This is a genomic window from Burkholderia ubonensis subsp. mesacidophila (assembly GCF_002097715.1).
Lineage (GTDB): Bacteria > Pseudomonadota > Gammaproteobacteria > Burkholderiales > Burkholderiaceae > Burkholderia > Burkholderia mesacidophila.
In genome coordinates, this window is sequence record NZ_CP020738.1 from 2,089,900 (window position 1) to 2,113,456 (window position 23,557).

The following is a 23,557-nucleotide window of genomic DNA, read 5'->3' on the forward strand; positions in this document are numbered from 1 at the left end:
AGCGGACGCCGGCAGCCGAACGCGAATGGCGCATGCATCGCCCGCAGTCAGCGCCGTCGCGCGCAACGCGCGGCAAGGTCCGCCGCGGACACGCTTTCGCGCGCCAGCGTGCGCCGATCCATCCATTCGAAGCGCCCGGATGCGATCGCCTTCCCGCTGACCACCACGCGCTGCCGGCATGCGATCAGCTCGGCGTCCGCGAGCTTTTTCCCGGCCTGCACGACGCGATCGTCCACCAGCACGCTGATCCCGGCCGCCTGCAGGTCGCGCTGCAGCCGCTGCGCCGCGTCCTGGCAAGCCTGCCGCTCCCAGTCGATGACCGTCAGCACGACGTCGAAGGTGTGGAACGCATCGCTGCCCCAGAAGCCCCGCCCGTCACGCTGACGGTCGAGCAGGAGCATCACCAGGCGCGAGATCCCGACGCCGAAACAGCCCATCCTGACGAATTCGCCTTTCGCGTTGACGAGCCCGAGCGCCTTCGAGTAGCGGTCGCCGAGCTCGAAGATGTGCGCGCACTCGAGCGACCGCCGGCCGTCGGCCTCGTCCTCGCCCAGCTCGCTGACGACGTGGAACTCCTCCGAGCTCCGGCCGCCGATTTCGCCGTTGTCGCCCGATTTGGCGATCGCGTCGAGGCCCAGCCGCTCGAAGATGCGCCGGTACGCGTCGCGCACGGCCTCATAGGCGGCGCGCGCGCCGTCGTCGGTCGCGTGGAACGCATACGCGTCCTTCATGATGAATTCCCTGGCCCGAACGAGTCCGCCGCGGGTCCTGAGCTCGTCGCGATACTTGTTGCCGAACTGATAGAGCCCCAGGCTCAGGTCCGTCCTGTTGTAGTGCGTCCTGACCATGTTCGCGGCCAGTTCCTCGCACGTCGCGCCGAGGCAGAACAGCCGCCCGGACCGGTTGGTCAGCCGCATCAGTTCGTCGCCGTAGATGTCGAGCCGCCCGCTTTGCCGCCACAGGTCGGCATCCTGCAGCAGGCTCATCTGGACTTCGCAGAATCCGGCGCGGTCCATCTCGTCGCGCACGACGCGCTCGACGCATCGCTGCGCCCGCAGGCCCAGCGACATCCACGAGTAAAGGCCCGCCGCGTCCTGGTGAAAGAAGCAGGCCTTGCGGGCAAGGTCGGTCAATTCGAGCTTCGCGTTGTCCTGCTCGAAGAAGCTGTTCGAGAAAAATTGCTGCGAGAATTTCATGATGTGCTCCGGATGTCGAATTCAGCGAAAAAACAGGCCTGAAATGAAAAAACGCCCGCAACGGGCGTCCGGAACATCGAATCTCGTGCAGCGCGCAGGCGTTCAGCCTTCCTGGCGCGCGATTCGAGCACTCGAGCAGACTCCGGCCGCCGCGGCGGGCATCGGAGGTCGTTGCACGAGATGGCTCGAAAAATCCATGATGGGTGGCGGCTCGTCTGGTTGCCGTTCAGAAGCTGGGGGGACAGGATGGCGTCGCATTTGCGTCGACGATTGACGACCACTCTGCCCGAAACACGACGCGGCCACAACACCTGCTGAACGGGCGCGTCGGACATCGTTACGCCGTCGACATCAGCCGGACGATCTCCCGCAGCAGGTAGTTCGCGGCCGGACCGAGCCGCCTCCCCGCACGGGTGACCACGTAGCGATCGAACGTACGTGCGACCGGGTGGTCGATCGGCACCGCCGTAACCTGCCCCGCGGCGATCCGCTCCTGGGCCGCCCCGCGCGTCATGAATGCGACGGCCAGGTTCTGTGCGGCGATCGCCAGGGCCGTCGAAAACCGGTCGCAGCGGAATGCGGGCACGTATGTCCGCCCGATATCGGCCAGGATCGCGTCGACATGGACCTGCAGCCCGAACTCCGGCGGCATGAAGACCACGCGCTCGTCGGCGAGCGCTTCCATCTTCACCGACTTGCACGACGCCATCGGATGGTCGACCGAGAAGATCGCGCACAACGGCTCGCTCTGGAACAGGCGCGCGTTCAGCGTCGGATCGGTCGACGCGCCGATGGACACGCAGATATCGACCTGATCCTCCCGGATCATCGACAGGAGTTGCGGAAGCGAGCCGGTGCGCAGTTCCACGGTGATGCCGGGATATTTGTCCAGGAAAGGTTTCAGCGCAACCGAGACCAGGCTCGCGACGGTCCCCTCTCCTGCGGCGATCGTGACCTGCCCGCGCTTCAGGCCGCGATATTCGTCGAGCTGTGTGCGGAATCGGCGCGCATTGCGCTCGCAGTCACGAAAATAGTCGACCGCCATCTGACCCGCTTCGGTCAGCTCCATTTTTCGGCCGCGACGCGTCACCAGGGACAGCCGGAGCTCGCGCTCGGCAAGCGCGACCTGTCGGCTGATCGTCGAGACGTTCACGTCGAGGCCAAGTGCGGCCTGGCGCATCCCGCCGTACGTCGCGATCGCGACCAGGTATTGCAGCGTGCGCTCCGAAAGGCTCCGCTCGAAGGTATTCAATGACGACTCCGGTGTTGCATCAAACGCAACATTTTCGCAGCCGATCGAGCAACTTTCCACGCAGGTTTTCGCGGATACTCCGCCCGGAGCCGGTCAGGGCATGCAGACGTTCCCGAACCGGACGCATAACAGAGTGATTGAAAACTCGAAAGTACCGTTGGAGGAGCAACATGAACGACGCCAGCCGGCCAGTTGAAGGCGAGGAGCAACCGCTCCGGCCAGCCCGCGCGATCGGCGGCAAGGAGCCGATCAATCCCTATGTGCTGCTGTTCGCGATGCTGGTCGTGGCCGCGATCGCGACCTGGCTCGTGCCGTCCGGCGAGTTTTCCCGCACGGTCAGCAACGGCATCGGCTTTGTCGTTCCGGGCAGCCTGAAGCCGGTCGCCCAGCGCGGCGTGATGCCCGGCGAGATGTTCGCCGCGCTCGCCAACGGGATGATCGCGTCCGCGCCGATCATCTTTCTCATTCTGTTCACCGGCGGCGCGCTGGCCGTGCTGGAAGCGACGGGCGCCGTCCGCGGCGCGCTCGCGATGGTCGCACCGGGCGAAGGCGCGCAAGCGCGCGTCACCGTCATCGTCGTTTGCACCGTCTTTTCGCTGCTCGGCACGCTGGGCGTGGTAACGAACTCGGTCGTCGCGTTCGTCCCGCTCGGCTTGCTGCTGGCGGAGTCGATGGGGCTGTCGAAGGAAATCGGGGCCGGCCTGATCTACCTGGGCACCTATGCGGGCTTCAACACGGGCATCCTCAACCCGGTGACGACCGGACTGTCGCAACGCCTGGCCGGGCTGCCGGCGTTTTCCGGCATGACGTTCCGGATCGGCATCTACGTCGCCTTCCTGGCGGCCACGATCATTTTTCTCATTGCCAGAATCCGCGCGCATCGCATGCATGCCCCGGCGGAAACCGCATCGCTGCCGACGCATGCCGGAACCGCGCCGCGCCGACTCGACGCCCGCCAGGTCGCGGTCGTCGGCATCGTGCTCACCTGCCTGTCGGTCTTCGTCTACGGTTCGTCCACGCGCCACTGGGGCGAGACGGAGATGATCGCGATGTTCATGATCATGGCGATTGCCAGCGCGATCGTGAGCGGAATCCGGCCGGGCCGGATGGCGGACACCTTCCTTCACGGCTGCGGCGGCCTCGTCAAGGGGGCGCTCGTCGTGGGAATCGCGCGAGCCATCTCGATCGTGCTCAGCGACGGGAAGATCCTGGACCCGATCGTCAACCTGCTCACCGGCATGCTTGCCCCGCTCGATTCCACCATTGCCGCGATCTGCATGTTTCTGAGTAACCGTCTAGCGAGTCAAGCGGAATGAAGCGAACTGTCCCAAGGAGTGCTGGTTCTGACCATGGCGTTGAGCACGGTCAAGAGCTTGCGCATGCAGGCAACCAGTGCAACCTTGGGCGGTTTGCCGGAAGCAATGAGCCGTTGGTAGAAGGCGGTAATGGCGGGGTTGCGTCGCGAAGCGGTGAGCGCAGCCATGTACAGAACGCGGCGGATATCAAAGCGTCCGCCTTGGATTCGCCTGCGTCCGCGGACGGTTCCAGAGTCCCAAGCCATCGGGGCGACACCGACCAAGGCTGCAATCTGGCGCCGATTAAGCCGACCGAGCTCAGGCAATTCCGCGATCAATGTGGCGCTGGCTACCGGACCGATACCGCTTGCGGAGCGAAGCAACACGTCGAGCGCACTGTAGTGCTCGCGAACGTGAGCGACCATTTGGGCATCGACATCATCGAGTTGCTTGCGAATGGCGTCGATCATGGTCTCGATGCTCGGGCGAACGACTGGAATCGCCAGTTGCAGACGCTGTCGCTCCGAGAGCAGCATGCCGAGCAACTGACGACGACGCGTGACCATGGCGGCCAGGGCTTGTTGCTGGGCGTCCGCCAGCGGTCGAATGAAGCTGGCCAGATCCTGGCGGCGAACCAGTACCGATGCGAACTCGGCCAGCATATGGGCATCGATCGTGTCAGTCTTGGCCAGACGTCCCATCGATTTAGCAAAGTCGCGCGCCTGACGCGGATTAACCACGGCAACCGGCAGACCAACCGCTTGCAGCGCGCAGGCAAGCGCTGCTTCGTAGCCGCCAGTGGCCTCCATGACGATCAGGCTAATGTTCAGCGGTTGCAAAGCCGCTGCCAGTGCCGAGTGCGCCTCGGCATCGTTAGCCCATCGCTGAGAAGCCAGTTCAGCGCCCAAGACTTCAATATCGACGTGTTCTTTGGCCACGTCGATGCCGACCACCACTGAGGAAACAGACATGATCTTCAGATCCCTTGCTTGTGCATGCGCTCTCGATCAAATCGGGGCGGGTAACCGTTCGGGTTTCAGGAAGACCAGCACGGCAACCGTGCGTTTTGTACTCAGAAACGGGCTCTCACGCCCAAGCGCGGATCAAACTGCACGGTCATGTCTGGCTGCGCTCAGACTTTACCGTACTGGTCAGGCTTAAACATACAAGCGCCGCGCTGATGCACGTCGGCATCTCGTCCGGTTCGGGCGAATCGGCCGTGCTGATCCCGATCTTCGCGCCGCTTGGCGACACGCTGCACCTGACCCGGCAGGTCACGGTACAGGCGGTGCTGCTCGGCGAAGGCTTCATCAACTGCTTCAACCCGACTTCCGGCGTCCTGATGGCGGTCCTCGCGACCTCCGGCATTCCCTACGTCAAGTGGCTGCGTTTCGTCATGCCGCTGCTGGTTGCGTGGCTCGGCATCTGCATCGCCGCCATCGCGGCCGGCGTCGCCCTCCATTGGGGCCCCTTCTGATCAGCCGCTTCTTCCTGGATCGAACATGCTATTACCCGACCTCAGCGCCATCCCCGACCTCGAGCCGCTCGCCGACGACCTGCGCAAGCTCCGCTATACGCTGCACTGCTGCCCGGAACTCGCGTTCGAGGAAGTGCGGACCGCCGAGCTCGTCGCCGACCGCCTGACGGAATACGGCTTTGCGGTCGAGACGGGAATCGCCGGCACCGGCGTGGTCGGGACGCTTCGGCTCGGTGCGAGCGAGCGCAGCATCGGGATCCGCGCCGACATGGACGGATTGCCGATCGACGAACTGAACACGTTCGGCCACAAGAGCCTCAGTCCGGGACGGATGCATGCGTGCGGCCACGACGGGCATACCGCGATGCTGCTCGGCGCGGCCCGGCACCTGGCGCAACGCCGACGGTTCGACGGCACCGTGCACCTGATCTTCCAGCCGGCCGAGGAGCGCGGCTACGACAGCGGCGCCAAGCGCATGGTGGAGCAAGGGCTCTTCACGCGGTTTCCGTGCGACGCGGTATTCGCGATGCACAACCATCCGGGCGCGCCGGCGGGTACGTTCATGTTCCGCAAGGGCAACTTCATGGCCGCGGGCGACCGCGTGCTGGTGAGAGTCGTCGGCAACGGAGGACATGCCGCCCGCCCGCATCTCGCCAGCGATCCGATCGTCGCGGCAAGCAGCATCGTGATGGCGTTGCAGACCATCGTGTCCCGCAATGTCGATCCGGCCCAGCCGGCAGTCCTGACCGTCGGGAAAATCGCCGGCGGAACGGCCCCGAATGTGATTCCGGGCGAGGTCGAGTTGAGCATCAGCGTTCGATCGTTCGACAAGGCAGTGCGTCGGATGCTGAAAGAGAGAATCACGACGCTCGTGCATGCGCAGGCCGACAGTTACGGCCTTACCGCAGTCGTCGAATACATCGAGGGCTACCCGATGGTGACGAATACCGATGCCGAAACGGAGCTTGCGATACAGGTCGCGAAGGAACTGGTCGGCGCAGACCGCGTGACGGAGCAGATGGCTCCGCTGATGGGCAGCGAGGACTTCGCCTACATGCTGCAGCAACGCCCCGGCGCATTCCTGCGGATCGGCAATGGGCCGACCGATGGCGGGAAGACCCTGCACAGCGCGACCTACGACTTCAACGACGAGAACCTGGTCGTCGGCTCCGCGTTCTGGGCCAGGCTGGTGGAACGCTACCTGCCGGTCCGGTGAGCGGCCGGCGGGCCCGCGGTGGTCCGGCGCTTTCCGCATGCGGGAGGTGGGAAGCGGCGCACCGGGTGGAGTGATACATTGACGAGCGGTGTCGAGCCGGACGCAAGACGCCGCGAATGTTGCTCTTTCCGCACTGAACCCACCGCCGCACGGCGTGGCAGCCCGTCAAACCCCATCACGATTCGAACCGGAGCGACAGCATGAAAATGGACGCTTTTCCATTCAGCACGATCAACTGGGCGGACGTCGAACCGACAGAGCATCGCGGCGAAACCGGAACGGCTTACTGGCGCACGCAGTTCTTCGGTGAAAAGCCGGCCCCGATTCGCGTGCGGATGGTCGAATACACGCCGGGATACCTCGCGGATCACTGGTGCCGGAAAGGACACGTTCTGTTCTGCATGGAAGGCGAGCTGGAAACGACCCTCGAAGACGGACGAACCTTCGTGCTGACGGCCGGGATGAGCTACCAGGTCGGCGATGACGCCGAGCCGCACCGGTCCTGCACCCGGACGGGCGCCAAGCTGTTCATCGTCGACTGAGCCGACGCAATCCGCATGATTGCCGGTCGAACGGTACGCCCCGCGAACGGAAGACCTGCAGTCGCCGCCACCGGGTCGGCTGCCCAAATTCCGGCCTGCCGGCGGCTTAACGCAGCCCCGACGCCGCCATATACCCGCCGAGTGCCATCAACCCGACAAAAAAGCACCGCCGGAACGCCTGCTCGCTCATCACCCGCCGCGCCACCTGCCCGCCGGCCATCCCCGCGAGCGCCGGCACGAGCGCCAGCGCCGACATGCCGAGATCGACGGCCTGCAGCGCGCCGGTGACCCGCAACTGCAGGCCGAGCGCGATCGTCGACGCGGTAAACGACAGCCCGAGCGCCTGGATCAGGTCGTCCTTCGACAGCCGCAGCGCCTGCAGATACGGCACCGCCGGCACGACGAACACCCCGGTCGCGGCCGTCACGACGCCGGTCAGGTAGCCGACCACGGCCGACAGCCACGCCTCGTGGCGTCCCGGCGCAGGCAGCCGCGCGGCCGCGAGCCCCCAGCAGCCGTACGCGACGAGCACGACGCCGAGCGCCGCATGCGTCCACGCGCTGCCGGCCGCGAGCGCCGGCAGCCCGCCTGTCAGCGTGCCGATCGCGAGCCCCGCGATCAGCGGCCACAACCGGCGCAGCAGCGGCCCGAACGACGGGCCGAGCCCCAGTTGCCACACATTGGTGATGAACGACGGCACGAGCAGCAGGCTCGCCGCCGCTGACGGCGGCATCGCGAGCGTGAGCAGCCCCATCGCGATCGTCGGCAGGCCGAGGCCGATCATGCCCTTGACCGCGCCCGCGAGCAGGAAGACCAGCACGATGATCGTCGTCGTTTCGGCTTGCATGCGCGCGCGTTCCGTCCGGATGGGTACCGCGCGATGGTGAACCGGCAGCCCGCCGCGCGCCATCTGGTTTTGCCTGAGGCTGCCTCGGGCGCGCGCGGCGGGCCGTTGGGTCGTTCGGCCGCAGCCGCCCGCTCAACCTTTATGAGTAGCCCCCCGCCCCTGCTCGCTGTCGAGGTGCGCCATTTGCGCCGCCGGATAACGGTCGCCGGCAACCGCCCCGGCGGGCACCGCCGCCTCGATGCGCGCGAGGTCATCGGCCGTTAGTTGCATGTCAAGCGCCGACAGCGCGTCCTGCAGCTGCGTGCGCTTGCGCGCGCCGATCAGCGGCACGATGTCGCCGCCGCGCGTGAGCGCCCACGCGATCGCGACCTGCGCCGGATTGCTGCCCTTCTCGTCCGCGACCGCCCGCAGCGCCTCGACGAGCGCGAGGTTGCGCGTCAAGTTTTCGCCCTGGAACCGCGGGCTCGCCGCGCGGAAATCGCGCCCCACTTCCCGCGTCGCCGACCAGCGCCCGCTCAGCAGCCCGCGCGACAGCACCCCGTACGCGGTCACGCCGATCCCGAGTTCGCGGCAGGCGGGCAGGATCTGCGCCTCGATGTCCCGCGACAGCAGCGAATATTCGATCTGCAGGTCCGCGATCGGCGCGACGGCCGCCGCGCGGCGCACCGTGTCGGCGCCGACTTCCGACAGCCCGATATGCCGCACATACCCTTCCTTGACGAGATCGGCGATCGCACCGACCGTCTCCTCGATCGGCACCGCCGGATCGACGCGCGCCGGCCGGTAGATGTCGATGTAGTCGGTGCCGAGCCGCTTCAGCGAATACGCGACGAAATTCCGGATCGCGGCCGGCCGCGCGTCGTAGCCGACGAACGCGCCCGCCGGATCGCGCAGCGCGCCGAACTTCACGCTGATCACGACCTGCTCGCGCGCATTGCCGCGCAACGCATCGCGGATCAGCATCTCGTTGTCGCCCATTCCGTAGAAATCGCCGGTGTCGAGCAGCGTGACGCCGTGGTCGAGCGCCGCGTGCAGCGTCGCGATGCTCTCCGCGCGATCGGCCGGCCCGTACATGTCCGACATGCCCATGCAGCCCAGCCCGATCGCCGACACCCGCGGGCCCGTACGGCCCAGTTGACGCAGTTCCATGTCCCGTTCCTTGCAGTGGTGAGTGGATGGAGCGGATTCTGGCGGGATCGCGGCGTTCGATAAACGCGAAAGAATCCACCAATCTATTCGACGCTGATTAACAATGGAGCCTGTCCTCATCCGCCAGATCTCCCGCCCCGCATGGACCATCTGCACGCTATGCGCATCTTTGCGCGCGTCGCCCATCTCGGCAGCTTCACCAAAGCGGCCGAGCAACTGCAGTTGCCGCGCCCGACGGTCAGCAATGCCGTCCAGTACCTCGAGAAACATCTGAAGATCCGCCTGCTGCAGCGCACGACGCGGCGCGTCGCGCTGACCGCCGAGGGCGCGACCTACTACGAACGCTGCGCGCGGCTGCTCGCCGACCTCGACGACGTCGAAACACTGTTCGAGGACGCCGGCGCGTCGCCGCGCGGCGTGATCCGCGTCGACTTGCCCGAGCGCTTCGCGCTGAACAAGGTGATTCCGGCGATTCCGTCGTTTCATGCGCGGTACCCGGACCTGCGCATCGTGATGAGCACCACCGACCGCTTCGTCGACCTGATCGCCGACGGGATCGACTGCGCGGTGCGGGTCGGCGCGCTCTCCGACACGTCGCTCGTCGCGCGGCGCATCGGCGAGCTGGCGCAGGTCAACTGCGCGTCGCCGGCCTATCTCGCGCGCCACGGCACGCCCCGCTCGCCCGACGACCTGCCGGAGCACGTCGCGGTCGGCTATTTCTCGAGCCGCACGGGCCGCGAGCTGGACTGGGAATATGCGGACATGGATACCGGCGAGATGCACGCGGTGAAAATGCGCAGCGTCGTGTCGGTCAACAGCTCGCAGGCGTACCTGGCCTGCTGCGTGGCGGGGCTCGGGCTCATCCAGGCGCCGCGCGACGGCCTCGACGCGCCGATCGCGAACGGTTCGCTCGTCGAAGTGCTGTCGGAATGGAATGCGGCGCCGCTGCCGGTATCGGTGGTGTTTCCGCACGGCCGGCACCTCGCGCCGCGCGTGCGGATCTTCGTCGACTGGCTCGCGGACACGCTCAGCCGGCCTCTGCCGGCCGACTAAGCGGCGCCGCAGCGGCGGGTTCAGGCCGATTCAGGCCGGTTGCGCAAGCGCGCCGCCGGCCGCGCCCATCAGAACTTGTGGCGGATCGCCGCGCGCACCGCGAACTGGTTCGACGACGACGACGGACCGTCGGTGCCGACCACGTAGCCGCCATCGGCGGCCGTATTGGTCCGATCGCCGGCGACCTTCTGCCATGCGCCCTGCAGATACACGTCGGTGCGCTTCGACAGGCTGTAGTCGGCCATTAGGCCCACGGTGTGGTACTTCGGCTTGATCGAGCCGGTCGCGGCGTCGAACTTGCCGTCCGTGTACACGTACTGCGCGCCGACGAAGAAATCGGGCGTGAGCTGGTACTTGCCGTTGATCTCGAAGTTCTGGAACTTCGTCGCGGTCAGGCCAAGGCCCGAGAACGTCGCCGCGGGCAGATAGACGGTCGACACCGGGTTCTTCACGTCGGTATTCGTGTAGACGAAGCCGACGGTCGCCGGGCCGAAGGTGTAGTTGATGCCGCCGCCGAAGATGCGCAGGCGGTCGGCGACGAAGTTCGCGTCGTCGGCCGTGATCGCGCCCGCATTGCCGTTGCCCGGGCTGTTCGCCTGCAGGTAGGCCGCGGCGATCTGCAGGCCGGCCAGCGAATACTGCGCGCCGATGCTGTACTGGCGGTTGGTCGAGAAGCCGGTGCTGTTGCTGAAGCTGTAGGTGCCGCCGACCTGCAGGCCGTTCCAGTCCGGGCTCGCGTATTTCACCGTGTTGTTGACGCGGAACGAGTTGTCGGTGTTGTCGTTGTCGAACGGATGCGAGAACAGCGTGCCGCCCCAGTTGCCGTTCGCGGTCAGCGGCGCGAGATAGTCGACGAGCGCGTCGTACTGGCGGCCGAACGTCAGCGTGCCGAAGCGCGACTCGGCGAGGCCGACGTACGCCTGGCGGCCGAACATGCGGCTGCCCTGGCCGAGCCGGCCGTTGTTCACGTCGAAGCCGTTTTCCAGCACGAACACCGCCTTCAGCCCGCCGCCCAGGTCCTCCGAGCCGCGCAGCCCCCAGCGGCTGCCCTGCGCGTAGCCGCTCGCGAGCTGGTAGTTGGTCTTGCCGACGCCGTTCACGCCGACGTTGTTCGTGTAGTTGAAGCCCTCGTCGATCAGGCCGTACAGCGTCACGCTGTTCTGCGCGAGCGCCGGCGCGGTGAAGGCGGTGAAGGTGGCGAAAGCGGCGAGCGCGGCGGTGGAAATGACGGGCTTCTTCATGGCGAATCTCCAGAACCGGATGGCCGGGCGCGCCCGTGAGGCACGCCCGGCGCGAGTCTTGTATGGCCCGCTCGGCGGGCGGCGCGGGGTGGCACGCCGCGCAATATTCAAAATGGTGTCACGTCGGAAACCAATCGTCCACCGGGGGGCGGCTCCGCGTCGGCAAGCGTTGCGCCTGCCCAACTGGCCCCATTGTGCCGATGGCCGGGCAAGCCTTGCGGGCCGCGGGCGGCGACCATGCCATTCGCGTAAACCCGAAAAAAGTCGCATCGATGGCACAATGCGCATCTGTTTGTCACATTTCCTCACGAATTCATGCTTGACCCCGATTCATGCGCGGCGTGTGCCTGCCGCGCACGCGGCGGGCGCCGGGAGCCGGGCCGATGAGCGCCGCCGCCAAGCCCGGCCGCTACGCCGAACTCGATTTCTTCCGCGGACTCGTCCTGCTCGTCATCGTCATCGACCACATCGGCGGCAGCATCCTGTCGCGCGTCACGCTGCACGCGTACGCGCTGTGCGATGCCGCCGAGGTCTTCGTGTTCCTCGGCGGCTTCGCGACCGCGATCGCGTACAACTCGCTCGCCGAGCGTCACGACGAGGCCGCCGCGCGCCAGCGTTTCATCCGGCGCGCGTTCGAGATCTATCGCGCGTTCCTCGTCACGGCCGGCCTGATGCTGCTGATCACCGCCGCGCTGAACGCGCTGGCGATCGACGGCCCGAACATGCCGACCAACGATCTCGACGGCCTGATCCAGAAGCCGCTCGCCGCGCTGCGCGACATCCTGCTGTTCCGGCGCCAGCCGTACCTGGCGTCGGTGCTGCCGATGTATGCGTTCTTCGCGCTGCTCGCCCCGCTCGCGCTGCCGCTCGCGCGCACCCAGCCGTGGCTGCTGCTCGCGTTCAGCGCGTCGCTGTGGTTCGCGGCGCCGCACGCCGCCGGCTACCTGCCGACCGTCGAAGGCACGCCGTGGGACTTCAATCCGTTCGCGTGGCAGTTCCTGTTCGTGCTCGGCGTGATCTCGCGCTGCCAGCCGGTCTACCAGACCCTCGCGCCGAAACCGCAGGGCTGGCTGCTGACGGCCGCGTCGCTCGCGATCGTCGCCGCGGGCGCCTATTACCGGCTGCGCATCGAGCCGTTCCCGACCGATCCGTCGATCAAGCAGAACCTCGGCGCGCTGCGGCTCGTGAACTTCCTCGCGATCGCGTGGCTCGCGGCCAAGCTCGTGCACCTCGGCTGGATGAAGAAGGTCGCGCACGCGATGCCGTGGATCGGCACGATCGGCCGCCAGGGCCTGCTGTGCTTCGTCGCCGGCACCGCCATTTCGCTCGCGGTCGATTCGCTGCTGTACGAGGCGACCGAGGGCTACCTCGACGTGCCGCTCGGGCTGACCGCCGACGTCGTCGCGATGGGCCTGCTGTATCTCGTCGCCAAGCTCTACGCGCCGCTGATGTCGCGGCTGCCGTTCCGCGCGCGGCGCTAAACGTCCGCACGGCCGTCATCCGCCGCTGCTACGATAGGCGGCGATACTCCTCAACCCGCTCGACATGCGCCGATTTTTCCTCCTGCTTGCCGCCGCGCTGACCATCGGCCTCGCCGATTCCGCCGAAGCCACCCCCACCGTCCAGGCGGCCCCGATCAACGACGACAGCATCGTCGTGATGCGCACGTTCCGTTCGGCGTCGCTGCAGCGCGACTGGTCGTACACGGTCTACCTGCCGCCCCGCTACAACCCGGAGGGCGCACGCTACCCGGTGCTGTACCTGCTGCACGGCAACGCGGGCAATGCGAACGACTGGATCACGCAGGGCCGGCTGCAGGTCACCGCGGACACGCTGATCGAGCGGCACGACATCCCGCCGGTCGTGATCGTGATGCCGCAAGGCGGCACCGACTGGTACGTCGATCGCAAGGAGCGGATGCAGAGCGCGTTCCTCAACGATCTGCTGCCGGAGGTCGAGACGCATTTCGCGGTGTCGAACCAGCGCGCGGGCCGCGCGATCGGTGGCGTGTCGATGGGGGGCTTCGGCGCGCTGCGCTTCACGCTGCTCGAGCCGGGCCTGTTCTGCGGCGCGATGCTGCTGAGCCCGGCGATCTATGCGAACGAGCCGCCGCTGAACTCGGCGGCCCGCTATGTGGGCGTGTTCGGCGATAAACAGTTCGACTCGCGCGTCTGGCACGAACTGAATTACCCGGCGCTGCTGCGCACCTATTACGCGCGGAACTGGCGCGTGCCGATGTTCATCGCCGCCGGCGACGACGACCTGACGATCCAGGCCGAATCGAGCGTGCTGTATACGCAGCTGCGCCGCGCGCAGAACCCGGCCGAGCTGCGCATCGTCGACGGCGGCCACACGTGGGACGTGTGGCGCGGCCTGATCGCGCCGGCGCTCAAGTACACGCTCGAGTGCGTCAAGTAACGACGGCGGCAAGCTGCGACAGCGCGACCTTGCGCGCCTGGTCGGGTCGCGCCGGCCGGCCCGACGACGGGCCGGCCAGTGCTTCCGTTGCCTGACGGGATGGCTTCCCGAATCAGGTCACCCCTGATCCATTCGGTGCAACGCCGCCTTGTACGTCGGTCTGCGCACCTCGGCGTAGAAGCCGATATTGGTCCGCAGCCTGGCCACGTCCTCGTCCGTCAGGGTGCGCACGGCCTTGGCGGGTGCGCCGAGAATCAGCGAACGCTCGGGAAAGACCTTGCCCGCCGTGACGACGGCGCCGGCGCCGACCAGGCACTGACGACCGATCACCGCGCCGTCGAGCACCACCGCCTGGATGCCGATCAGCGAGCCCTCGTCGATCGTGCAGCCATGCAATACGGCCTGGTGGCCGACCGTCACATGCGCAGCAATCGTCAAAGGGCACCCTGCATCGGTGTGCAGCACGGCCCCGTCCTGGATGTTGGTCCCGGCCCCGACGACGATCGGCTCGGTATCGCCACGCAATATCGCACCGAACCAGACGCTCGAATCCGCGCCCAACCGGACGTCGCCGACAATCGTCGCCGTGTCCGCCACGAACGCACTCGGATGAACGGTGGGCACGCGATCGCCCAATCGATAGAGGGTCATCGAACGTTCGCTCCGTCATGCGCGCTTCAGATGCGGTTGGCGCGACTTGCCGGCCGGCAGGCCGAGCATGTCCCGCACCTCGGCGGCGGTTTGCACCGTGACGCCCCTGGCGAGCAGGTCTTCGCGCAGCATGCGCACCTGTTCCCATGTGCCGCGCGCCTTGCGGACGCCACCTGGAACTCGGCTGTCCTGCACGTTCAGGCCATCCTCCAGGCCGATCCGAACCCCGTCCAGCTGCAACGCGTGCGCGAGATCCGCCAATAGCGCTTGCAGCGGTCCCGGCAGCAGCAACGAGACGAGCGACGACGGAAAGCCGTCGCGCAGCCGTGCGACAACCGGCCTCAGCTGTTCGACCGCGAGGTCGATCGCACGCTGCCGGTCCTGTGCGTCGCCGGTCGCCACGCAGCGGTTGATTTCCTGCCTGACGGCCGGCGCAATCAACGAATCGTCCTCGACTTCCCCGCTGACCGGGTCGCGACGATACTGGTCGACGGCCGCCACCAGCATGAACAGCACGGGCCGGCCGGTCGCTTCAAGGAACGCCCGGTACAGGGTCGTCGCGTTGTCGATGATCGTGTGATTGAATACCTCGACCTCCGGGCGCGTGCCGACGCGCTGGAAATGCGCGAACTGCTCGGCCAGGAAATCCGGCGCGTTGTCGTAGCCGCCGCCGCCCTGGAAAATCACGGCGGCCGGGCTCAGCGACGCGACTTCGGGCACCGCTGCGTCGCCGTAGGATTTCAGATGGGCGCGCCGCAGCGTGCTGCGCGCGCCGTGACGGTCGCCCCGCACGCTCGTCGACAGGTTCAGGATCGCCGTCGTATCGGCGCGCCTCACGGCCGGCACGATCGCGTCGTAATGATCGACGACGATCTGGTTGCGCTGCGCGCCGACCGTGACGGCGCCCAATCCGGGGATGTCGAGTTGCGCACGGTCGCCGAGTTCACGCGTATGCAAATGCACGACCGCCGCCCCTTCCTTGATCGAGCGGACGGTTTCGTCCACGATCGCATCCGGCGTGATCGGCAATACCGGTGAGCGCCCCTTGCCCGCTTGCCAGTAACCGTCGCCGCACGCTTTCCAGCCGGATTTTTCCAGCTTGGCCAACAGCGCCGGACAGTCGTCGCGAATCGAATCGATCAGCGCGGGCGGGAAATAGCTGTGCAGCTTCGCGTGATCCCAGACCAGGTCGCCGCGCTCGTTGGCCACCCATCCATAGGTCGTCAATTGCAGCACGATCCGCCTGACGAGCTCGACCGACGACAGGCCCATCAGCCATTCACGCGGGATTGAGGCGCTGCCGGACGCCAACACGGGCGGCGCATGCCAGGCCCCATCGCGATGCGTCCATCCGATTTCCTCCAATGCCTGGCGAGCGGCAGGCTTGTTGGATAGTTGTGCTAAAAAATCATCTGAAACAGAAAGACCATGTCCCGATTCGATTAACCATCCGCCGGCCGAAACAGCTTCCCAGCCGTCGGATTTCAATCGGCCGGCGATTTTCTCGGCTTGTGCGGTATCGAATAGCTGGTGAATGAGGCAGGACGGAATGAAAGTCGGCTCGAGCGGATCGAGCCACTTCGGCACGGCCCCAGTGGGTGCGGCAGTGATGTACATACGTGTCATGGGTAATCTTCCGGTTGGTTGAGAAGAAATACATGAAGCAACGTTGCTTACGATCAGCTTATAGAAGCCACCCGAAAATACAAGGCCGTTGAAGTGAAATTGATTGGAAAATGAAAGAAATAATCGGACGTCGCCGAAATGGTCTGATTGATTATTCTCGAAGCGCCGAAATTGTTTAAATCAACTGAAAACTCCGGCAATTTGCAGACACACGTGAGTGAGCCGCGATCGTGGCACGAAAAAACATGCGCCCGGAATGTTCATGCGCTTCTTGTCAGCCGCTACCGGTCTCCATTCGAAATTGATTGGCAGTACATGCTTTGCCGCGATCATTGCGCTGATTGCGTCCGCAACCCCGAGAGCAGCGCCAGCCCACGCCCCTGCTAGTGGTTGGCAGTCGTGCCCTGCAGAAGGCTCATGAACGATGCATTGCCGAAGACGTACGCCATTGACCCGCACACGTGTTCTTGCGGGTGTCCGGCTCGGATTCGAGACGAACTTGCAGCGCGTTGCGAACTTCGAGCGCCGCCTCGGGCGATACCTCCTGTTCCGCGAAGGGCGTGATCTGCACCGGCTTGATAACCACCCGGCCGTAACGGCCGAATTGCGCGCCCTTGGGCGGGATGGCCGTACCGTGGTCGCCGCTTTTCACCAGCCCCTGGTATGAAGGACTTCGTCGCCTCCGGTGTCGCACACGCGCTCAACAGCAGTTTTCCTCAAAAAAGGTGTGCCGTTCGGTGTCATGAAGCCAGAACGTAGGTCCGGAAGAAATCGCCGAGCGCGGCGGCCGTGCGATCGATGTCGATTGATGTTCCCAGGCTCTGGTCGAGCCACAGGCCATTGAACAAGGAAAAAACGATGTTCACCGCGCCTTGCGGGTCCAGCGACTGCCTGACCCAGCCTTCGGCCTGACCGCGTGCCAGCACGTCCGCGAAATCCGTGCGCATCTTGCGGTCAAGCGCAAGGAGATCGGGCCTTCTTTCCGAGTCGCGTGCCAGTTCAAGCCAGCTGTCGACCCCGAGGCCATAGCCGGTCTGCCCGATCTCGACCAGTTGATCCGCCGTCATATCCGCCAGCCGGTTCAGCCCTTCCTTGCTGAGAAGACGATTGAAGTCCTGCATGTAGCGCTCGATGTCGATGATCGCGTTGATCGTCTCGCGCTTGTCGGAGAAATACCTGAACACGGCGCCCGCGCTCATGCCCGCCTGCGCACAGATGTCCTCCGTCCGTGCCCCATGGAACCCCTTTGCCTTGAAGACCTGCGCGGCAGCAAGCAGGATTTGCTCCCGACGCTGTTCGTGGAGCTTCTCATTCCGTGTACGAGCCATTTCCTCAATAAATAGACGGAGTAATTCGTCGCGCCTTGTAGCGTTGCGTCGAAGCGCGTCAAATCGACCTTGCCGGTGGCATGGCAGCGGCGCCCCGCGACCCTGCCCCCCCCGGCTTCCCGCATTGCGGTTGGCCGAGCCTGCCGGTGTCACCGGCGCAACCACGGACGGGACCTGGAACAACGCCTCACGATAGAAAAATATTCCATCAATGGCGCAATTCTCAACCAAATTTGGATCCTTTTTCCGGGTTGCGCCCCGTATCATTTCCTGCATTACAGCGTGGCAAGTAACGGAAATGAGCGAGAACAACATATTGCATTACCTCGACTACGCGGCGACGACGCCTGTCGATCCGCGGGTGATCGAATCGATGGCCGCGTGTCTCGGCGCCGACGGCGTATTCGGCAACCCGGCGTCGAGTTCGCATCGGGCGGGCCGGCTCGCACGTGCAAAGGTGGAACGGGCGCGCGAACAGGTTGCCGCGCTCATTGGCGCGGATGCGGACGAAATCGTCTGGACGTCGGGCGCCACGGAATCAAACAACCTGGCGCTCAAAGGGTATGCGGATGCCGCAACCGGAAAACGCCACCTGATCACGAGCCGCATCGAACACAAGGCCATTCTCGACACGATGGCCAGCCTTGCGAAGCACGGCTTGTCGGTCTCCTACCTCACGCCGACGCGCGACGGCGAAATCACGGCCGACGCCGTGGCCGCGGCGATTGGCCCCGAGACCGGCCTGGTGTCGCTCATGCTCGTGAACAACGAGATCGGCACGCTCACGAACATCGGCGAGATCGCCCGCGTCGTGCACGCCGCCGGCGCCCTGCTCCACGTCGATGCGGCGCAGGCCCTCGGCAAGACCCCGATCGATGTCCGCGCGCTCGGCATCGACCTGATGTCGATGTCCGCGCACAAGGTTTATGGCCCCAAAGGGATCGGCGCACTCTTCGTCCGTCGAGACATTGCGGACAGCATTGCACCTCAGATGCACGGTGGCGGACACGAGCGGGGCTTGCGCTCGGGTACGCTCGCCACCCATCAGATCGTCGGCATGGGGACCGCGTGCGAACTGGCAGCCGATGAACTCGAGGCCGACAGCGCACGGATTTCCGCGCTCAGCATGCGCTTGCGGGACTCGGTGCTCGCGCTCGGCGACGTCGAGCAGAACGCGTCCGCGGCGCGACGCATCCCGCATACGTTGAGCCTGACCGTGAATGCGCCCGGTTTCTTCCCGTTCATGCTGGGCGACGCGCTCGCCGTGTCGTCCACCTCCGCATGCAACTCGGCCGCCGGCACGCCGTCCCACGTCCTGACGGCAATCGGCCTGGATGCGGATTCGGCCGGCCGCACCGTCCGTATCAGCGTCGGACGCTTCACGACGGAACAGGACATCGACTTCGCCATAGCCTGTTTCCGGCAAGCCATCGAGCAATGCCGGTCGACCGCATCAAACGGGTTTGCAGCGTCGCGCCAGATCATGCCGGATGACCTGAAAGCCATTCGCGACGCGGGCTTCCGCTCCGTGATCTGCAACCGGCCCGACGGGGAAAGCGCCGATCAGCCGGCCTTTGACGAGATTGCCGCCGCGGCCCGCGAATTGGGGCTCGACGCGCGATACCTGCCCGTCAAGTCCGATCACATCGGCGACGCGGAAGTCGATGCCTTTGGCGCAATGGTCGACGCATTGCCGAAGCCTGTTCTCGCCTATTGCCGAAGCGGCAATCGCGCCGGAATGCTGTGGAATCGGTTGGCGACTCGGCGTACTGCCTGACTCACCGGTTCGCAATGGAACGGATCTGCCCCCGGTTTTAGTCCGAACCGCCGACGGCAACGCTCCGGTTCGGCCATCGGAATCTCGACGCTTTCCACTTGATGCCCGAGCTTGATGCCAGCCACGGAAGCACCGCCTGTTTCAGGAGGTGCTCCGTGTCCTGAGATTCAGGGGGCTGCCCCGACCAGCGCGCAAGGGAACCCATTTGCGCTTCTCCGCAAGCGGGCGCGCCACGACCATCTTCCGATAACTTGTTGCGTCGCACAACATCATCCAGTACAATTTAGGGTTCCCCATTTTGCGCGCACCAGAATCCGCGAGAGGCACACCAGCCTCGACTGTCCGCGCGCCATCCCACGATTTCGTTCGCACCCCGACGAGCTGACCAGCCTGTCGAGTCCGCAACGATCGTCGGCCCACCTGCGGAGGAGAATGTATTGGCAAATCCAGTTCGCGACGATTCAGCATCCCAAGTGATCACGGTCACGTCGAAGACCGGCCGCCGCACGCCCAAGGGCAAGACCCAGGGCGTCGCAACACCGCTGGACAACGCGTCGACAGCGCGCCAGGACGAGGAGCGCCAACGCCAGATGCGCGCGCTGATCGCGCTTGGCCGTGAGCGCGGCTACCTCACCCACGCCGACATCAACGATCACCTGCCCGACAATTTCACGCAGACCGCTGCGATGGAAACGATCGTCAGCACGTTCAGCGATATGGGCGTGGCCGTATACGAGCAGGCGCCGGACGCGGAGACACTTCTGCTGAACGACGCCACGGCGACCGTTACGTCCGACGATCAGGCGGACGAGGAAGCGGAAGCAGCCCTGTCGACCGTCGATTCCGAATTCGGCCGCACGACCGATCCGGTCCGGATGTACATGCGTGAAATGGGCGCCAGCGAACTGCTGACCCGCGCCGGCGAAATCGAGATCGCAAAGCGCATCGAAGACGGCCTGCAGGACATGATTCAGGCAATCGCCGCGTGCCCGACGGTCGTGGCCACGATTCTCGCCGATGCGGACCGCATCGCTGCCGGTGAACTGCGCATCGACGAACTGGTCGATGGCATCAGCGACGACACGGATGAAAGCGGCACGACGCTTGAAGCCGACGAAGTCGAAGTGGAAGCGGAGGCCTCCGAGGACGACCCGGACGGCGACGACGATGAAACGGATGCCGGGGATTCGGAGAAAGCGGACACGGCCCGCCTCGAAGAACTCACGAAAGACAGCCTTGCGATTTTCGCGCGCGTGCGTGCGCTGTTCGAACAGCTGCCGGATGTGCCCGCTACCGACAAGACGCGTTCCGCAGCCGCCGTGCAAGTGCGCTCGGAGATCCAGCGTGAACTCGCGCCGATCCGCTTCACCGCCAAAACGATCGATCGCCTGTGCGCCAGCGTGCACGACCAGGTTACCGAGGTTCGCACGATCGAGCGCAGCATCCTGGAGATCGCCGTCGACCGTTGCGGCATGGCACGCGAGACGTTCGTCGAGTCGTTCCCGGGCTGCGAGACCGACCTCGAATGGACCAGCCGCATGGCGGCGACTTCGAAACAGTTTGGCGCGGCGCTCGAGCGGCACCTGCCGGCCATCCAGGCCGGACAGCAGAAACTCATCGACATCGAGTCCCGGGTTGCGCTGCCGCTCCAGCAGCTCAAGCAGATCAACCGCCAGATGAGCGCCGCGGAGTCGAAAATGCGGCAGGCCAAGCGGCAGATGATCGAGGCGAACCTTCGCCTTGTCATCTCGATCGCGAAGAAGTACGTGAACCGCGGAATGCAGTTCCTGGACCTGATCCAGGAAGGCAATATCGGCCTGATGAAGGCGGTGGACAAGTTCGAATACCGGCGCGGCTGGAAATTCTCGACGTACGCCACCTGGTGGGTCCGGCAGGCTGTCACGCGTGCGCTGGCCGATCAGGCGCGGACCATTCGCGTGCCGGTCCACATGATCGAGACGATCAACAAGCTGAACCGGATTTCGCGCGAAATCCTGCAGCAGACCGGGCAGGAAGCGCATCCCGCCGTCCTCGCGAAGCGCATGGAGATGTCCGAGGAGAAGGTGCGCAGCATCCTCAAGATCGCCAAGCAACCGGTCTCGCTCGAGACCCCGGTGGGTGACGATGCCGATGCGACGCTCGGCGACATGATCGAGGATGTCTCGGCGAGCTCACCGGCCGAGGCCGCGATTCACGCAAACATGCGCGCTGCGATCGATGAGGCGCTCGACGGGCTGTCGCCGCGCGAGGCCAAGGTCCTGCGGATGCGGTTCGGGCTCGACACGACCTCCGATCACACGCTCGAAGAGGTCGGCAAGCAGTTCGACGTGACCCGCGAGCGGATCCGCCAGATCGAGAGCAAGGCGATGCGCAAGCTGATGCACCCCAGTCGCGCGGACAAGCTGAGGCCCTTCCTCGAGCGCTGAACGAAGGCGGCATTGCGCCGCCCTTTCGACGCGAGGCTCCGGACGCGCAGCGATCAAGCTTCGGCCTGATCGCTGCGCTGACACGCCGCGGTCGCGGCGCGGAAAACTTACAGCGGCTTGATGTTCGCTGCCTGCTTTCCCTTGGGGCCCTGCTTGACGTCAAAGCTGACCTTCTGGCCCTCTTGAAGGGATTTGAAGCCGCTTCCCTGAACCTCGGAGAAGTGCGCGAACAGGTCATCGCCGCCGTCGTCCGGCGTAATGAACCCAAAACCCTTCGTATCGTTAAACCACTTGACGGTACCGGTTGCCATGTTCTGAATATTCCACGGAATGCTTGTTGTAGATAACGCCGCCGGCTTGCGCCAAGCGTGCGGCTACCTTTTATCACAGGTGAGCCGGCGTCGACAATCCAGGTTTATCGACCGACGACTTTGTTCCACCAACGGACATGGCGGGTGCACGGGACAGTTCCCCGTTCTTCGCCCGTCGAAACGACGGTCGACGCGATTCGCGCGCACGTTGCCCAACGTCTGCGGAAGGTCGGCGATTGCATCCCCAAGGAAGCCGAACTCGTGGAGCATCTAATCGCGGCAGCATCGCACAATGCCGCGCTGCAGGCGCTTTACGCCTATTTCGACGAAAGCATTCACTGCGATCTCAGGATCGCCTTTGCCGACACCGTGGTGCCCGAGCCCACGCTTGCGGCGCATCATGATCTGGTTGCGACCAACGTCGCGCAGGACGAGCAGGCAGCGGTAGACGCCGCTGGAAGCCTGCTGGAGCCGCTCATCGAGGCACTTGCCGTGCGGGAATCGCGCCGATAGCCCGCAACCGGCAACGCTGCATCCGGCACTTCCAATGCCTGCACAACAGACACGGAATGATGACTCATCGAATACGCACGACACCAACCCGTTGAATTATTTGCGTTTTATAAAAGACAAAACCCTCAAACATCCGGATCGGGAATCCGCGCCGACTGGATCACGACGAGCGTATCGCCGACCTGGATCCGGCACGGCGGGTCTTCATAGAACGAATGGATCTTGCCGCCGCGGTCGAGCCCGACGACGATCGCACCCGGCACGACGTTCGTCATGCAGCCGATCTCGTGCTTCATCGCCGGCCGCTCGACCAACGTCGCGCGGCCGCGGGTCGACAGCATGTCGTTGACGAACGGCACGATGTAGCGGCTGTGCACCGCATCCGCGAGCAGCAGCGCGCCGATCTTCGTCGACGACACGATCACGTCCGCCCCCGCCTGCCGCAGCTGCCGCTGGTACAGGTTCTCCTGGATGCGCACGACGATCTTCGTGTCGGGCGCGATGCTGCGCACCGACAGCGTCAGCAGGATCGCGGTCGGATCGTCGGTCACCGAGATGATCACCGCCTTCGCGGCGCGCACCTGCGCCTGCTGCAGCAGGTCCTCGTGCGCGGGATCGCCGAGCAGCCCGGTCACGCCGAGCGAGGTCGCGGCCTCGAGCGCCTGCTGCTGCGAGTCGATCACGATCACCGTCGCCGGGTCGACGCCGCTTTCGAGCAGTTCGCGCACGGCGATCGAGCCGGACAGGCCGTAGCCGCACACGACGATGTGATCGGTCAGTTGCTTTTGCAGGCGTTTCATGCGGAATTCCTCGACAACGCGCTGGATCACGAACTGATAGGCCGTGCCCAGGAAGATGAACCAGATGCCGATGCGGATCGGCACGATGAAGAACGCATCGATCAGGCGCGCCCGCGCGGTGACGGGCACGATGTCGCCGTAGCCGACCGTCGCGACCGTGACCATCGTGAAATAGACAAGGTCGGCGATGTTCATCGGCGTGCTCTTCGTCGAGTCGCGCAGGCCGTCGCGATCGAGATACAGCACGAGGAACGCGAGCACGCACAGAAACATGACGAGGCACGCCCGGAACAGCAGCGTGCGCACCGGCGACGTCGCGGGGCGCGTGAACAGCGTGCGGGCGCGCGGCGCCTGCCACGGATTGCGGGCGCGGCGCAGGCGGGAGCGCAACGACCGGCGCTGGGCGGTGGGCGAAGCCAACGGGGCGATCTCCTGAACG

Annotated in this window: 22 protein-coding genes; 10 read left to right on the top strand and 12 right to left on the bottom strand. The window is 65.4% G+C overall.

Annotated features, from left to right (window positions below; all coding sequences use genetic code 11):
• Positions 1 to 47: 47 nt before the first annotated feature.
• Positions 48 to 1,196 carry an aminoacyl--tRNA ligase-related protein gene (locus tag B7P44_RS26715; protein ID WP_084908919.1) on the bottom strand — a complete coding sequence of 383 codons (1,149 nt, stop codon included), beginning with the start codon at positions 1,194 to 1,196 and terminating at the stop codon, positions 48 to 50.
• Positions 1,197 to 1,533: 337 nt separating this feature from the next.
• A complete protein-coding gene (locus B7P44_RS26720; RefSeq protein ID WP_084908920.1) occupies positions 1,534 to 2,448 on the bottom strand; it encodes a LysR family transcriptional regulator in 915 nt (304 codons plus the stop codon).
• 284 nt (positions 2,449 to 2,732) lie between these two features.
• On the opposite strand from B7P44_RS26720, the gene B7P44_RS26725 reads away from it, so the two are divergent.
• Positions 2,733 to 3,764, top strand: a complete 1,032-nt coding sequence (locus B7P44_RS26725; RefSeq protein WP_231716710.1) for a YfcC family protein — start codon at positions 2,733 to 2,735, stop codon at positions 3,762 to 3,764.
• On the opposite strand, the gene B7P44_RS26730 is transcribed toward B7P44_RS26725, so the two are convergent.
• A complete protein-coding gene (locus B7P44_RS26730; protein ID WP_167389794.1) occupies positions 3,752 to 4,714 on the bottom strand; it encodes an IS110 family transposase in 963 nt (320 codons plus the stop codon). The genes B7P44_RS26725 and B7P44_RS26730 overlap by 13 nt on opposite strands.
• 95 nt (positions 4,715 to 4,809) lie before the next feature.
• Here B7P44_RS26730 and B7P44_RS26735 point away from each other — a divergent pair, with 95 nt between their 5' ends.
• The 3 genes from B7P44_RS26735 (at position 4,810) to B7P44_RS26745 (ending at position 6,978) form a co-directional block, all read left to right on the top strand.
• Positions 4,810 to 5,220 (top strand): hypothetical protein, encoded by a 411-nt coding sequence (locus B7P44_RS26735; protein WP_231716711.1) that lies wholly within the window; start codon positions 4,810 to 4,812, stop codon positions 5,218 to 5,220.
• Between the two features lie 25 nt (positions 5,221 to 5,245).
• Entirely contained in the window at positions 5,246 to 6,436 is a 1,191-nt protein-coding gene (locus B7P44_RS26740; protein ID WP_084908923.1) for a M20 aminoacylase family protein, read from the top strand.
• Between the two features lie 200 nt (positions 6,437 to 6,636).
• Positions 6,637 to 6,978, top strand: coding sequence for a DHCW motif cupin fold protein (locus B7P44_RS26745; protein WP_084908924.1), 342 nt, complete (start codon positions 6,637 to 6,639; stop codon positions 6,976 to 6,978).
• 106 nt (positions 6,979 to 7,084) lie between these two features.
• Here the strand turns inward: B7P44_RS26745 and B7P44_RS26750 are convergent, their stop codons facing one another.
• Together B7P44_RS26750 and B7P44_RS26755 are read right to left on the bottom strand one after the other, a co-directional pair.
• A complete protein-coding gene (locus tag B7P44_RS26750) occupies positions 7,085 to 7,825 on the bottom strand; it encodes a sulfite exporter TauE/SafE family protein (RefSeq protein ID WP_084908925.1) in 741 nt (246 codons plus the stop codon).
• Between the two features lie 132 nt (positions 7,826 to 7,957).
• Positions 7,958 to 8,974 carry an aldo/keto reductase gene (locus tag B7P44_RS26755; RefSeq protein WP_084908926.1) on the bottom strand — a complete coding sequence of 339 codons (1,017 nt, stop codon included), beginning with the start codon at positions 8,972 to 8,974 and terminating at the stop codon, positions 7,958 to 7,960.
• A 141-nt stretch (positions 8,975 to 9,115) separates the two neighbouring features.
• Here B7P44_RS26755 and B7P44_RS26760 point away from each other — a divergent pair, with 141 nt between their 5' ends.
• Positions 9,116 to 10,027, top strand: coding sequence for a LysR family transcriptional regulator (locus B7P44_RS26760; RefSeq protein WP_084908927.1), 912 nt, complete (start codon positions 9,116 to 9,118; stop codon positions 10,025 to 10,027).
• Between the two features lie 68 nt (positions 10,028 to 10,095).
• Here the strand turns inward: B7P44_RS26760 and B7P44_RS26765 are convergent, their stop codons facing one another.
• The gene (locus B7P44_RS26765; protein WP_084908928.1) at positions 10,096 to 11,268 is read right to left on the bottom strand and encodes a porin; all 1,173 of its coding nucleotides are present in this window, start codon (positions 11,266 to 11,268) and stop codon (positions 10,096 to 10,098) included.
• A 383-nt stretch (positions 11,269 to 11,651) separates the two neighbouring features.
• On the opposite strand from B7P44_RS26765, the gene B7P44_RS26770 reads away from it, so the two are divergent.
• Positions 11,652 to 12,749: an OpgC domain-containing protein gene (locus tag B7P44_RS26770; RefSeq protein WP_084910042.1), complete on the top strand. Its 1,098-nt coding sequence runs from the start codon at positions 11,652 to 11,654 to the stop codon at positions 12,747 to 12,749.
• A gap of 64 nt (positions 12,750 to 12,813) precedes the next feature.
• Positions 12,814 to 13,686, top strand: a complete 873-nt coding sequence (locus B7P44_RS26775) for an alpha/beta hydrolase (protein WP_084908929.1) — start codon at positions 12,814 to 12,816, stop codon at positions 13,684 to 13,686.
• 117 nt (positions 13,687 to 13,803) lie between these two features.
• Here B7P44_RS26775 and B7P44_RS26780 read toward each other — a convergent pair whose 3' ends face one another.
• From B7P44_RS26780 to B7P44_RS26795, 4 genes are all read right to left on the bottom strand, one after another.
• Positions 13,804 to 14,337, bottom strand: coding sequence for a gamma carbonic anhydrase family protein (locus B7P44_RS26780; protein WP_084908930.1), 534 nt, complete (start codon positions 14,335 to 14,337; stop codon positions 13,804 to 13,806).
• 15 nt (positions 14,338 to 14,352) lie between these two features.
• A complete protein-coding gene (locus B7P44_RS26785; protein WP_084908931.1) occupies positions 14,353 to 15,963 on the bottom strand; it encodes a 3-keto-5-aminohexanoate cleavage protein in 1,611 nt (536 codons plus the stop codon).
• Positions 15,964 to 16,378: 415 nt separating this feature from the next.
• Positions 16,379 to 16,615 (bottom strand): hypothetical protein, encoded by a 237-nt coding sequence (locus tag B7P44_RS26790; RefSeq protein WP_084908932.1) that lies wholly within the window; start codon positions 16,613 to 16,615, stop codon positions 16,379 to 16,381.
• 88 nt (positions 16,616 to 16,703) lie between these two features.
• On the bottom strand, positions 16,704 to 17,606 hold the full coding sequence (locus tag B7P44_RS26795) for a TetR/AcrR family transcriptional regulator (protein WP_231716713.1): 903 nt from the start codon (positions 17,604 to 17,606) through the stop codon (positions 16,704 to 16,706).
• On the opposite strand from B7P44_RS26795, the gene B7P44_RS26800 reads away from it, so the two are divergent.
• Together B7P44_RS26800 and rpoD are read left to right on the top strand one after the other, a co-directional pair.
• Positions 17,590 to 19,068, top strand: coding sequence for an aminotransferase class V-fold PLP-dependent enzyme (locus tag B7P44_RS26800; protein WP_084908934.1), 1,479 nt, complete (start codon positions 17,590 to 17,592; stop codon positions 19,066 to 19,068). The two genes, B7P44_RS26795 and B7P44_RS26800, sit on opposite strands and share 17 nt — an antisense overlap.
• Positions 19,069 to 19,505: 437 nt before the next feature.
• Positions 19,506 to 21,494: an RNA polymerase sigma factor RpoD gene (gene rpoD, locus B7P44_RS26805; protein WP_084908935.1), complete on the top strand. Its 1,989-nt coding sequence runs from the start codon at positions 19,506 to 19,508 to the stop codon at positions 21,492 to 21,494.
• A 107-nt stretch (positions 21,495 to 21,601) separates the two neighbouring features.
• Here the strand turns inward: rpoD and B7P44_RS26810 are convergent, their stop codons facing one another.
• Positions 21,602 to 21,805 (bottom strand): cold-shock protein, encoded by a 204-nt coding sequence (locus tag B7P44_RS26810; RefSeq protein WP_059610410.1) that lies wholly within the window; start codon positions 21,803 to 21,805, stop codon positions 21,602 to 21,604.
• Between the two features lie 144 nt (positions 21,806 to 21,949).
• Here B7P44_RS26810 and B7P44_RS26815 point away from each other — a divergent pair, with 144 nt between their 5' ends.
• Positions 21,950 to 22,318: a hypothetical protein gene (locus B7P44_RS26815; RefSeq protein WP_084908936.1), complete on the top strand. Its 369-nt coding sequence runs from the start codon at positions 21,950 to 21,952 to the stop codon at positions 22,316 to 22,318.
• Between the two features lie 125 nt (positions 22,319 to 22,443).
• On the opposite strand, the gene B7P44_RS26820 is transcribed toward B7P44_RS26815, so the two are convergent.
• Positions 22,444 to 23,538 carry a potassium channel family protein gene (locus B7P44_RS26820; protein WP_084908937.1) on the bottom strand — a complete coding sequence of 365 codons (1,095 nt, stop codon included), beginning with the start codon at positions 23,536 to 23,538 and terminating at the stop codon, positions 22,444 to 22,446.
• Positions 23,539 to 23,557 lie beyond the last annotated feature (19 nt).

Excerpts from the sequence above, each read along its gene's own strand:
- B7P44_RS26745 (WP_084908924.1), top strand. The coding sequence starts at position 6,637 with ATGAAAATGGACGCTTTTCCATTCAGCACGATCAACTGGGCGGACGTC.
- B7P44_RS26775 (WP_084908929.1), top strand. The coding sequence starts at position 12,814 with ATGCGCCGATTTTTCCTCCTGCTTGCCGCCGCGCTGACCATCGGCCTC.
- B7P44_RS26785 (WP_084908931.1), bottom strand. The coding sequence starts at position 15,963 with ATGACACGTATGTACATCACTGCCGCACCCACTGGGGCCGTGCCGAAG.
- B7P44_RS26740 (WP_084908923.1), top strand. The coding sequence starts at position 5,246 with ATGCTATTACCCGACCTCAGCGCCATCCCCGACCTCGAGCCGCTCGCC.
- B7P44_RS26755 (WP_084908926.1), bottom strand. The coding sequence starts at position 8,974 with ATGGAACTGCGTCAACTGGGCCGTACGGGCCCGCGGGTGTCGGCGATC.
- B7P44_RS26730 (WP_167389794.1), bottom strand. The coding sequence starts at position 4,714 with ATGTCTGTTTCCTCAGTGGTGGTCGGCATCGACGTGGCCAAAGAACAC.
- B7P44_RS26795 (WP_231716713.1), bottom strand. The coding sequence starts at position 17,606 with ATGTTGTTCTCGCTCATTTCCGTTACTTGCCACGCTGTAATGCAGGAA.
- B7P44_RS26770 (WP_084910042.1), top strand. The coding sequence starts at position 11,652 with ATGAGCGCCGCCGCCAAGCCCGGCCGCTACGCCGAACTCGATTTCTTC.
- B7P44_RS26780 (WP_084908930.1), bottom strand. The coding sequence starts at position 14,337 with ATGACCCTCTATCGATTGGGCGATCGCGTGCCCACCGTTCATCCGAGT.
- B7P44_RS26810 (WP_059610410.1), bottom strand. The coding sequence starts at position 21,805 with ATGGCAACCGGTACCGTCAAGTGGTTTAACGATACGAAGGGTTTTGGG.
- B7P44_RS26800 (WP_084908934.1), top strand. The coding sequence starts at position 17,590 with ATGAGCGAGAACAACATATTGCATTACCTCGACTACGCGGCGACGACG.
- B7P44_RS26765 (WP_084908928.1), bottom strand. The coding sequence starts at position 11,268 with ATGAAGAAGCCCGTCATTTCCACCGCCGCGCTCGCCGCTTTCGCCACC.
- B7P44_RS26715 (WP_084908919.1), bottom strand. The coding sequence starts at position 1,196 with ATGAAATTCTCGCAGCAATTTTTCTCGAACAGCTTCTTCGAGCAGGAC.
- B7P44_RS26750 (WP_084908925.1), bottom strand. The coding sequence starts at position 7,825 with ATGCAAGCCGAAACGACGACGATCATCGTGCTGGTCTTCCTGCTCGCG.
- B7P44_RS26760 (WP_084908927.1), top strand. The coding sequence starts at position 9,116 with ATGGACCATCTGCACGCTATGCGCATCTTTGCGCGCGTCGCCCATCTC.